10 protein-coding genes are annotated in these 10,411 nt (G+C 65.1%); 4 read left to right on the forward strand and 6 right to left on the reverse strand.

Annotation, left to right across the window (positions count from 1 at the left end; all coding sequences use genetic code 11):
• The first annotated feature begins 167 nt into the window (after nucleotides 1-167).
• Both WAN02_RS11940 and WAN02_RS11945 read left to right on the forward strand, forming a co-directional pair.
• Nucleotides 168-851: a class I SAM-dependent methyltransferase gene (locus WAN02_RS11940; RefSeq protein ID WP_422264379.1), complete on the forward strand. Its 684-nt coding sequence runs from the start codon at nucleotides 168-170 to the stop codon at nucleotides 849-851.
• Between the two features lie 101 nt (nucleotides 852-952).
• Nucleotides 953-1,915 (forward strand): patatin-like phospholipase family protein, encoded by a 963-nt coding sequence (locus WAN02_RS11945; RefSeq protein WP_422264380.1) that lies wholly within the window; start codon nucleotides 953-955, stop codon nucleotides 1,913-1,915.
• Here the strand turns inward: WAN02_RS11945 and WAN02_RS11950 are convergent.
• From WAN02_RS11950 to WAN02_RS11975, 6 genes are all read right to left on the reverse strand, one after another.
• On the reverse strand, nucleotides 1,908-2,768 hold the full coding sequence (locus tag WAN02_RS11950; RefSeq protein ID WP_422264381.1) for a patatin-like phospholipase family protein: 861 nt from the start codon (nucleotides 2,766-2,768) through the stop codon (nucleotides 1,908-1,910). The two genes, WAN02_RS11945 and WAN02_RS11950, sit on opposite strands and share 8 nt — an antisense overlap.
• The gene (locus WAN02_RS11955) at nucleotides 2,765-3,631 is read right to left on the reverse strand and encodes a class II glutamine amidotransferase (protein WP_422264382.1); all 867 of its coding nucleotides are present in this window, start codon (nucleotides 3,629-3,631) and stop codon (nucleotides 2,765-2,767) included. The genes WAN02_RS11950 and WAN02_RS11955 overlap by 4 nt, the downstream gene beginning before the upstream one ends.
• Nucleotides 3,631-4,104 carry an SRPBCC family protein gene (locus tag WAN02_RS11960; RefSeq protein WP_422264383.1) on the reverse strand — a complete coding sequence of 158 codons (474 nt, stop codon included), beginning with the start codon at nucleotides 4,102-4,104 and terminating at the stop codon, nucleotides 3,631-3,633. The genes WAN02_RS11955 and WAN02_RS11960 overlap by 1 nt, the downstream gene beginning before the upstream one ends.
• Before the next feature lie 9 nt (nucleotides 4,105-4,113).
• The gene (locus tag WAN02_RS11965; RefSeq protein WP_422264384.1) at nucleotides 4,114-5,172 is read right to left on the reverse strand and encodes a dihydrodipicolinate reductase; all 1,059 of its coding nucleotides are present in this window, start codon (nucleotides 5,170-5,172) and stop codon (nucleotides 4,114-4,116) included.
• 23 nt (nucleotides 5,173-5,195) lie between these two features.
• A complete protein-coding gene (locus WAN02_RS11970; RefSeq protein WP_422264385.1) occupies nucleotides 5,196-6,824 on the reverse strand; it encodes a long-chain fatty acid--CoA ligase in 1,629 nt (542 codons plus the stop codon).
• 118 nt (nucleotides 6,825-6,942) lie between these two features.
• Nucleotides 6,943-7,998 carry a WD40 repeat domain-containing protein gene (locus tag WAN02_RS11975; protein ID WP_422264386.1) on the reverse strand — a complete coding sequence of 352 codons (1,056 nt, stop codon included), beginning with the start codon at nucleotides 7,996-7,998 and terminating at the stop codon, nucleotides 6,943-6,945.
• A 507-nt stretch (nucleotides 7,999-8,505) separates the two neighbouring features.
• On the opposite strand from WAN02_RS11975, the gene WAN02_RS11980 reads away from it, so the two are divergent.
• Nucleotides 8,506-9,747, forward strand: a complete 1,242-nt coding sequence (locus WAN02_RS11980) for a methyltransferase (RefSeq protein WP_422264387.1) — start codon at nucleotides 8,506-8,508, stop codon at nucleotides 9,745-9,747.
• Between the two features lie 81 nt (nucleotides 9,748-9,828).
• A partial coding sequence (locus tag WAN02_RS11985; RefSeq protein ID WP_422264388.1) for a class I SAM-dependent methyltransferase occupies nucleotides 9,829-10,411 on the forward strand: 583 nt, incomplete at its 3' end.

Raw genomic sequence — 10,411 nt, forward strand, 5'->3', positions numbered from 1 at the left:
GTCACCCGGTACAATGCCGTTGAGGCAATTTTGGCATAACAGGAGGAAATCTCCAGCTATTTTTCAATTTTCCGACGCATAATGCGCGCGAACCCGCCCCGTATTGAAGTCGTTAAAATGGCTTCGGCCGGTTGCCTGCGTTGTTCGGCGTACTTAGCGTCGGTGCTATGCCAACATTCAATGTGAACAGCGTCGACTGGGATGAGCTATACAATGGCGTGGCGTCTTACGCGCCCGGAAATCCCGGCTGGAATATCGGTGAATTGCAACCGGAACTCGCCGCCCTGGAGCGTCAGGGTCGTTTCCGAAGTCCGGTTCTCGACTCTGGCTGTGGGGTAGGGGTCACGACATTGGCGCTTGCCGAAAAAGGATATGACGCCGTCGGCCTCGACCTTTCCAGCAGCGCCATCGCGCAAGCCAGGCGCGCAGCAGTAAGTGGAGGTCAGGAAGTCCAATTTGGCGTCGCCGACCTCTCGAAATCGACCGGATACGAAAACTACTTTTATACCGTCGTCGACGGGCTGGTCTTTCATTGCCTGCCGGAGCAGTTGCGCAACGGTTACATCCAATCGAGCGCACGGGCGCTGCGGCCTGGCGGGAGATTCTTTGCCCTGGTTTTCTCTGCCGACGCCTTTCCGCCCAATGCCGAATTCGGGCCACGGCCATTCACCGAGCCAGAATTGCGCGAGACCGTCGGTAGGCACCTAATCGTCGACGAGGTGCGGCCGGCGCGTGCGTGGGTCAACGTGCCACGGACGCTGCCTGACGGTTTCGAATACCGCAACGTGACAATCGGGTCCGACGGGCGGGCGCGGCTGCCGTCGTTCCTGGTCAGCGCTCACCGCAGCTGAGCCCCCGCCCCCAGGATTCGGCGTTGGTCACTAGTGGCTGCCGAACCCTCCACGCGTGGCGCCGTGCGCCCTACCGCCCCCGCGCGGGGAACAATGAGCCGATGACAGACTCCGACCTGACGCCCGAACCGGAAGCCGGGCGGCGAGTGGCGTTGGCGTTGGGCAGCGGAGGTGCCCGCGGGTACGCCCACATCGGGGTGATCCACGAGTTGCAAGATCGCGGCTATCACATCGTCGGGATCGCCGGTTCGTCGATGGGGGCGCTCGTCGGCGGATTACACGCGGCCGGGCGGCTCGACGAATTCGCCGACTGGGCAAGGTCGTTGACTCAGCGTTCGATCCTGCGGCTGCTGGATCCGTCGATCACCGCGGCGGGCGTGCTGCGGGCCGAGAAGATTCTGGACGCGGTGCGCGACATTCTCGGCGCCGCCACCATCGAGGAGCTGCCGATCCCTTACACCGCAGTGTGCACCGATCTGCTGGCGGGCAAGTCGGTGTGGTTGCAGCGCGGTCCGGTCGACGAGGCGATCCGCGCGTCGATCGCGATCCCGGGCGTCATCGCGCCGCACGTCGTCGATGGGCGACTGCTGGCCGATGGCGGCATTCTCGACCCGCTGCCGATGGCGCCGATCGCGGCCGTCAACGCCGACCTGACCATCGCCGTCAGCCTGTCCGGCAGCGAGACCCTGGCCGACGCCGAACCCGAACCACGGCCCACCACCGAGTGGCTGAACCGGATGCTGAGCAGCACGTCGGCGCTGCTGGACTCTCCGACCGCACGCGCGGTGCTCGACCGGTTCGGCACGTCGAGTGCGGACAGCGCAGAAGAGGATGCAGAGGACAATGAGTTCGCACCGCCCAGGCTCGGCGGTTTCGAGGTGATGAACCGCACCATCGACATCGCCCAGGCCGCGCTGGCCCGCCACACCTTGGCGGCTTATCCGCCCGACCTGCTGATCGAGGTGCCGCGCTCGGCTTGCCGCAGCCTCGAATTCCACCGTGCGGCAGAGGTGATCGAGACCGGCCGCGAGCTGGCCGCCAAGGCGCTGGACACCATCACCTGACGCCGAGGAACGCCGCGACCGCCGCCGCCTCCCGTCGGCCCTGCGCACGCCCGGCATGCGCGGAGGGCACGCGACAGCGCGGGTCAAGTGCGTTCGGACCATATGCCGCCAGCGACTCCTCGTCGGCGAACACACCCAGCGCCGCACCGCGAAACGCGTTGATCTCCACGGCCGGCCCGGCGCCGAACGCCGACGGCGCCGATTCTCCGGCGGGCACCAGCACCACCGCCGCCCCACAGTCGTCGGCGAGGTCGAGGTTGATGGTGCTGCCGATGCCGCCATCCATGTAGCGCCGATCCCCGATCGTCACCGGCGGCCACGCTCCCGGTACGGCGCAACTGGCGGCCACCGCGTCCACCAGGTCGACGCCGGAATCGCGGTCGAGCACCACCAATTCGCCGGTGGCGATGTCGATGGCAGTGAGGCGCAGCTCCCGGTCGGGCCAGACGAGCGAGGGGAGTCGCTGCGCGATGACGTTGCGCCGCAACGGCTCGGCCAGGGTATCGGCTGCCAGCGCGACCGCCCCGATCCGCTGCCGCTTCTGCACCACGGTGGCGTCCGGGTCCGACAGGGCGGCCAGGAAGAGCTCCATGATGGCCTCGATCTCGACTCCCGGGTCGAGTTCGGCGGACGTCTCGCTGACCTGCCGCGCGAACAGCTCCGCCAGATCGACGCCGCTGCTGATCTGTGCGACGACCGCCGAGCCGGCCGAAGTGCCAAGCAGCACGTCGGAATCCAGCAAGGCCGCCGCCGTGTCCGGAGACTCGTCGGCGATTCCGGCCAGAATGCCTGTTTGCCAAGCGATCCCGGCGACGCCACCGCCCCCGAGCACCAGCGCACGTTTTCCGGTCATACGGTCGGATGCAACGACGCCAAAGCCGTCGGGCTGAGATCCTCGGGCCGCAGTCGATGGCGTGGAGGGTCCGGTATCACGAGATCGCGGCTGATCTGTAAGCCCGCATCGACGTGGACCAATTCCCCCGGTTCAATGAACTGCCATCGTGCGGCATCGTCCATCGGCTCGGTGGCGAACACGACCGACGGCTGATGGCGCAGATGTTGCGAGTCCGCGCGAATTTGGCTGGTGCGCAGATGGAATCGGTGATCGGCCGAAGTTTTGCGACGATCTGACAGGTACAGCTCGTGCGACTCGGGGTAGCGCATCGCCCAGAGGTCAGTGGCCGTGCTGAGCACGATGTTGACCGCGTAGATCGGCACGTTGTCGGCCAACCAGCGCATCGCGTCGACCAAGCCGGCGGTGACGTCGCCGCCGCGGGCCCGGATGGATGCGGTGATCAAAGCGAACACCCGCTCGGAGTCCGTCTGCCCCAATACCAAGTCCGCAGTGCCCACTTCGCGTAGCCGTTCGTCGAGCACATCCAGGCCCTCCACCACGCCGTTGTGCGCGAAGATCCGGCCGTCCTGCAGGAACGGATGTGTGTTCACCACGTCATGCGATCCGGTCGTCGCGTAGCGGACGTGCGCAACGAAGGTGGTGCCGGTCAGGTCGTGGGCTTCGGTGGCGAACTCGGTGTCTTCCCACGCGGCGATCGGCTGCTTGTGCACCTGCGGCCGGCGCTGGGCGTCGAATACGCCCAAGCCGCTGCCGTCGGGGTTTCGTCTGCTCTGCTCGGAAAGGTTGTCGGGGGCATCCAGAAGCCAAAATGTCGCTGTGACAACGTTTGTCCCGGCGTGCAGCCCAAAGAGCCGGCACATCAGCGGGTCAGCTCGGCCGACAGCGTCGCCAGCGACTGCCGCGCGTAACCCTTCCACACCTGGCCCAGCACCGGCAGCAACGGCGCCGCGAGCCTCGAAGCGGCATGGATGTTCCAGCTCCAGGTGATGGTCGTCGCGGTGCCGCTAGGGACGAACCGCCACTCGCCCTCAGCCCGGCCGACCAGCAACCCCAGCGGGCCGGTGATCCCGGTCAGCGCGTAGCCGAACGAATGCGGCGGATCTAGGGAGGTGAGCTCCTCGTGGAAGCTGCCGGTGGGGCTCAGCAGCACTGTGCGGGTCTGCCCGGCGATGCCCCACTCACCGTGCTGATCCCGGACTTCTTTGACCGGCCCGATGGGTCCATACCAGCGGCTGAAAACCGTGGTCAGCGGTATCGGCAGAGTTCCGGCGAAGGCGTCGTCGACGCTGACCGGAACCACCCGCGATTGCTGGACAGCCAGAGTCTGTGCCATCCGGGCAGGCTACCGCGACAGCCCAGGTGCGGCCCGCCCGGTGATCAAAGGCAGATCGAAGAAGGTCTGGATCCCCGGCGGTGCCGCGCAGGTCGCCGGGACGGCGTTCACGCAGTGCGCCGCCGTCGCAACGACACCGGGGTTACTTTTCAGACCGGTTTCCACACTTTCCGGCTGCCACCCCTTGACCGTGATGAACGCGTCCGGGTTGCCGCGGACCTCGATCTCGTAGCGTTCCCCGGCTGGCCCGAAAGACCAAGGCGGATCGAGGTTTTCCTCACCCATCAACCAGTTCACCGTGATCCGGACCACCGCGGCGTCGCCGACGAAGGCCTCCCAGTGGAAACGCCGCCCGGCCACCTGGCCCGGCTCGATCACGCCGATCGGCGAGTCGATCGGTTCGGTCGCCACCGCCAGCTCTTGCGACGAGCGGATCTGCGGGTCGGCGGCAAAGCCCAGCCGGTCCACGCACAGCCGGACCGACTGAAAGAATCCGCCGTCGAGAATCTTCTGCATCGGTCCGGTCAGCGCCTTGTCCGGTGTGCCGCCGAAGCCCATCACGTAGCGCAGCACATCTGGGGCGCCGTAGGTACGCAGGTCGGAAAACTCCTCCGAGCGAACGAAAGTCACGCCGGTCGACATCACCGAAAGCAGCAGCGGAAACAGTTCGGTCGCGGCACCCGGACCGATGCCCGCGCCGTGCAGCGTGGCGTTGCCGGCTTGGGCGGCAACCTCCAGCGGTGCGGCTTCCTTCACACCGGGGTAGAACCAGCCGACCGGGGTGACGACGTTCTTGCCGGAGTGCAGCAGCGCCGTGACTTCGTCGGCATTGGGCAGCAGCGGCGCGTAGATCACCGCGTCGGCGTCGAGCGCGAGAATCGCATCGACGCTGTTGGTCGCCGTGACACCGAGCGGGGACCAGCCGATGATGTCACCGACGTCCTTGCCGTGCTTGGCTTCCGAATGCACCCAACACCCGGCCAGTTCGAGCTCAGGATGCTCGAGTATGCCCTTGATCGCGGCCACACCGACCGACCCCGTTGCCCATTGAACGACCCGCAGGCTCATAGCTCTCCTTCCCCACGTGCCACTTACTCTCGCGCTTCGATGACCTCGTAGACATCGTCGGCATACCGGGACCTGATGGTCTTCTTGTCGTACTTGCCAACGCTGGTACGCGGGATCTCGTCGACGAACGTCCAGCGCTCCGGCAGCCACCAGCGAACGACCTTATCAGTCAAGAACTTTCGCAGATCAGCGGCCGTGATGCCGGATTCTTCTCTAGCGACGATGACGGCCAGCGGCCGCTCCTGCCAGCGCTCGTCGGGGACCGCGACCACGGCGGCTTCGATCACGTCTGGGTGCGCGACCAGGGCGTTCTCCAGGCCGACCGACGAAATCCACTCTCCGCCAGACTTGATCACGTCTTTGGCGCGATCGGTCAGCGTGATGAAGCCGTGTTGGTCGATGCGTCCCACGTCGCCGGTGCGTAGCCACCCGGAGTCGAATTTGGACTCGTCGTGTCCCTTGTAATAGGAACTGGTGATCCACGGACCGCGGACTTCCACCTCGCCGACGGCCTGGTTGTCATTGGGCAGCACCGTCGCGTCATCGTCGACAATCCGAGCCTCCACGCCGCATACCGGTCGGCCCTGGGTTGCGCGGAATGCCCAGTGCTGGTCCTCGGGTGTGTCCGGCGGCGGCCAGGCCATGGTGGCCATCGGCGAGGTTTCGGTCATGCCCCACAGCTGGCGAATCTGCACGCCATGTTTCTCCTCGAAGGTGCGCATCAGCGACACCGGCACTGCCGAGCCGCCACAGGCGACCAACCGCAGCGACGACATGTCGTGGGAGTCCTTTTCCAGGTGGTGCATGACGTCGTTCCAGATGGTCGGCACCGCGCCGGCGACGGTAGGCCGCAGGTTCTCGATCATGTCGATCAGCGATTTGGCATCCAGATGGCAATCGGGCAGGACGAGGTCGGCGCCCGCCATCAGCGCCGCATAGGGCAGACCCCAGGCGTTGGCATGAAACATCGGCACGATCGGTATGACGCAATCGCTGGCGCTGATCGAGAGGCCATTGCCCGTACAGTTCGCCATCGTGTGCAGATAGCTCGAGCGGTGGCTGTAGACCACACCCTTTGGGTTTCCGGTGGTGCCGCTGGTGTAACACATTGCGGCCGCGGAGTTTTCGTCGATGTCAGGCCAGTCGAATTCGTCCGACTCGCCAGCCACGACGTCGGCATAGCGCAGCACGGTCTTGCCCGATTCTTCCAGCGCGGCGACGTCGCCGTCGCCGACCGCGATCACGGTGTGCACCGTCGTGAGGTCGGCGAGTATCGGCGCCAGCTGGTTGGCCAGCGACACATCGACCAGCACCACGTGGTCTTCGGCCTCGTTGGCTACGTAGACGATCTGCTCGGGGAACAGCCGGATGTTGAGGGTATGCAGTACCGCGCCCATCGCGGGCACCGCCAGATACGCCGCCAGGTGTTCGGAGTTGTTCCACATGAAGGTGGCGACCCGCTGGTCGCCGGTGACACCGATGCGCCGCAACGCATTCGCCAACTGCGCGGTGTGCTGACCAATCTCGGCGTAGGTGTGCGCGCGATAACCGTCGCCGGTGGCCGTGGTGACCTTTCGCGCTCCGTGGACGCAGGTGGCGTGCCGCAGGATGGCGGTGATCGTCAGGGGAAAGCTCTGCATGGTGCTGTACATCGATGGACCGCCTCTGGTTCCGCCCGACTACCAAGACAGGCCAGCCAAACGCCTGTCCTCGTGGCGATCATCGCATGCCGGGCCACTCGCCTGACCGGCGATGTGGCCGGGTCGGCAGCTAGGCCAGCGTCGGCTCGAGTAGCAGCAGGTCGGGCACCGCCCACGGCTGCGGCGCGGTCAGCTCGTCGTCCGCGGTCAGCACGTCGGCGGGCGCGGCCGTCACGGCGATCTCCAGGACGGTGACGGTTCCCGCGTAGTCGGCGATGTACAGGCGCCTGCCGTCGGGGCTCTCGATCGCGCACGACGGATCGCCGGCGACTGCGATGCTGCCGATCACGTCCTGGGTGGCGGTGGACAGCACCGTCACGCCCTGATCGCCGACCAGGTACACCCGGTCGCCGTCGCGGCTCACCGACAGCTGAGCAACAAGCCCGGCTTCGTCGCCGATCTTGTGCGTGCTGGTGATGGTGGACGTCCGGGTGTCGATGATGTCGAGCACCGTGCCGAAGTCCGGACCGGCGCTCCCCACATACGCGGTGGCGCTATCGGGGCTGAGCGCGATATCCCGGATGGGCGAAGCGATTTCGACCGCATTCAGCACACGCTTCTGTACAGCGTCGACCATGACGACGTGCGCCGTCGATGAGCCGTTGGCCGCGACGTACAGCCGACGACCCTCGGGGCTGACCCGCACGCATCCGGTGGTCGTGCCAGCGGTGGCCGCGATGCGGACCGTGTCTTCTTTGCCCGTCTTGGTGTCCAGGATCGCCACGTCGGCGCCCTCGACATCGGTCCGGCCGGCGTACAAGTGCCGGCCGTTGGGGCTGACCGACAGGTCAGTGACGTTGAACGCCAGCGGGTACTCCGCGACGATCTCGTTGGATGTGGTGTCAAAGGCCAACACCGCGTCGTGCTCCGCCGACACGCTGCTGACGTAGGCACAGCTATCAGACAGGGCGACCGCGAACGATTCCTCGACGTCGACGACGGTCAGTGCGACCGCGCCCTTCGCGGTGTCGATCAGCGTGACACTGTCGTCGCCGTAATGAGTGGTCACCAGGACGTCGCCGTCAGGACTGATGGCCATGCCGCTCACGGCACCGCGTCCAGCGTTGATCTCGCCGGCAATCGTGAAACCCGGGGCCATATCCAGCCCAGAAACTACATCGCTCACAGTCGTACCAGCCTCTACTCGTTGGTCCGTGGTGGGCGGACATCGGGGTGTCTGAGTCTTCAACGTCCCACGCGGTCGAAAACTTCCGCGGACCGCGATCCCAGATCCCTACATTGGTGGCGCGCACAGCGCCGCTCTCGGCCGAGTCTAGCGACTGTAATTGATTCGAAATAGGTCACTTCTACCGATTGTCGCCCACGTCACTTGGGTAACTGAGTGCGTCCTTAAACAATATTCACCGAACAGAATCGGCAGTGCTTTCGGGCAAACGCCGCAACCTGGTTCGCCAGGCATTTCGTGGCGAACGCTAACCGAAAATGACCTGGGACAAGGTTATTGATCAATAAGGGTTTCTTAATGTTTGTGACAAAAGAGTCGTACATCACAAACGGCTAATTGGGCGTGTCGCGCCGCGGCCGGATTGCTCCCGGGCGGAGGGTAACCGATAATCCCCCGCGTGGACCGGCGCGGATCCGGGCCCCTCCCAGCGGACGGGGCACCGCTGACGTGAACGACGACGCGCGCGCTGACGCGGTCAGCAGGCAGTACGAGAGGTGGACATACCCACCTCCCGTCGAGGACCTGGCGGCGTGGAGCGCAACAAACTGGGACTGGTTCGACCCGGCGCACGCGCACCGCATCTTCTGGCCAGACCGGGACTATCGGCCGGATCTCGACATCCTGATCGCGGGGTGTGGCACCAACCAGGCCGCGGTCTTCGCGTTCGGCAATCCCGGCGCGAACGTCGTCGGGGTCGACATCAGCCAGTCCTCGCTGGACCATCAGCAATATTTGAAAGACAAACACGGCCTGGCCAACCTGCAGCTGCACCTACTTCCGATCGAGGAGCTCCCGATGCTGCGGCGCCAGTTCGACCTGGTCGTATCGACCGGCGTGTTGCACCACATGGCCGATCCGCCGACCGGTCTGAAGGCTCTGGCGGGATGCCTACGGCCCGACGGCGTCATGGCGCTCATGCTCTACGCCAAGCACGGGCGAATCGGAGTCGAGTTATTGGAGTCGGTCTTTCGCGATTTGGATCTGCGCCAAGACGATTCATCGGTCCAATTGGTCAAGGACACCCTCTCGGCCCTGACGGCGGACCACCCGATCCAGAGCTATCTGAAAATTGCCTACGATCTGCGAGACGACGCCGCGCTGGTCGATACCTTTCTGCACCATCGCGCGCGCAGCTACACCGTCGACGAGTGCCTCGATTTCGTTGCCTCTGCCGGGCTGGCCTTCCAGGGTTGGTATCACAAGACGCCGTACTACCCGAACGACCTGTTCGCACGACCCAGTGGGTTCCAGCCAGCCGTTAATGCTTTGCCGGAGAACAAGATCTGGTCAGTCATGGAACGCATGCAGACGCTGAACGGCTGCCATCTTTTCATGGCATGCCGACCCGAACGGCCGAAAAGCAGCTACGCGATTGACTTTTCGGTGCCTGAAGCATTGGACTACGTGCCGCTGATGCGCATGCGGTGCCGTATCGACGGAGACGAGGCCTTCTGGCCTGCTGGGCGCGTAAGTCTGAACCCGGCCCAGTTGGCCTTTATGCGCGGCGTCGATGGCCACCGATCGATTCGGGCGATCGCCGCGGACTTGGCACGGCGGGAGCCGCCGAACGGAGCTAGCGCGGCGGACTTGGAAGGCTTCGGCCGCAACTTATTCCAGTCGCTATGGCGCCTGGACCTGATCGCGGTCGCCCTGGACTCGGCCAGGGGTGTCACCGCAGTGCAGGACTAGAGCGCTGAGCGCCTTGATTCCTGACGGTTCAACCGACCCGTCTGGCGAGCGTTACGTTGACCGACGCTCTATCGTTGCGGGATGAGTGAGTCAGCACAGGTTGACCCAAACCGCTACGAAAAGATGTATCGCGATCAGCAGGTGGCGCAGGGTTTACCAGCAGCGACGCCGTGGGACATCGGCGGCCCGCAGCAGGTCGTGAAGCAGCTCGTCGCGCTGGGCGCGGTCAAGGGCGAGGTTCTCGACCCGGGTACCGGCCCGGGTCATCACGCCATTTACTTCGCGTCAAAGGGCTACTCGGCGACTGGAATCGATTCCTCACCTGCCGCAATTGAGCGCGCGAAGGAGAACGCGCGAAAAGCCGGAGTGTCAGTGAACTTCCTTGTGGCCGACGCATCAAGGCTTGAGGGTCTGGAGGACCGTTTCGACACGGTCGTCGATTGCGCGTTCTATCACGTCTTTTCGGACGTGCCCGACGTGAGCAGGTCGTATGCCCAGGCTCTGCATCGGGCGACCAAGCCCGGAGCGCGGCTGTACATGTTCGAGTTCGGCCCCGGCGGCGTAAACGGAATCGGCGCACCGCGGTCGCTGACCGAGGACAACTTCCGGCAGGTGTTCCCCGACGCCGGCTGGGAGATCTCGTATCTGGAGCCCAGCACGTACC

The sequence above is a fragment of the Mycobacterium sp. genome (genome assembly GCF_049281135.1).
Taxonomy (GTDB): Bacteria; Actinomycetota; Actinomycetes; order Mycobacteriales; family Mycobacteriaceae; genus Mycobacterium.

What these genes read in the sequence shown, in the direction of transcription:
- WAN02_RS11970 (WP_422264385.1), bottom strand. Translation starts at nt 6,824, where the DNA reads ATGTACAGCACCATGCAGAGCTTTCCCCTGACGATCACCGCCATCCTG.
- WAN02_RS11950 (WP_422264381.1), bottom strand. Translation starts at nt 2,768, where the DNA reads ATGACCGGAAAACGTGCGCTGGTGCTCGGGGGCGGTGGCGTCGCCGGG.
- WAN02_RS11965 (WP_422264384.1), bottom strand. Translation starts at nt 5,172, where the DNA reads ATGAGCCTGCGGGTCGTTCAATGGGCAACGGGGTCGGTCGGTGTGGCC.
- WAN02_RS11960 (WP_422264383.1), bottom strand. Translation starts at nt 4,104, where the DNA reads ATGGCACAGACTCTGGCTGTCCAGCAATCGCGGGTGGTTCCGGTCAGC.
- WAN02_RS11940 (WP_422264379.1), top strand. Translation starts at nt 168, where the DNA reads ATGCCAACATTCAATGTGAACAGCGTCGACTGGGATGAGCTATACAAT.
- WAN02_RS11955 (WP_422264382.1), bottom strand. Translation starts at nt 3,631, where the DNA reads ATGTGCCGGCTCTTTGGGCTGCACGCCGGGACAAACGTTGTCACAGCG.
- WAN02_RS11945 (WP_422264380.1), top strand. Translation starts at nt 953, where the DNA reads ATGACAGACTCCGACCTGACGCCCGAACCGGAAGCCGGGCGGCGAGTG.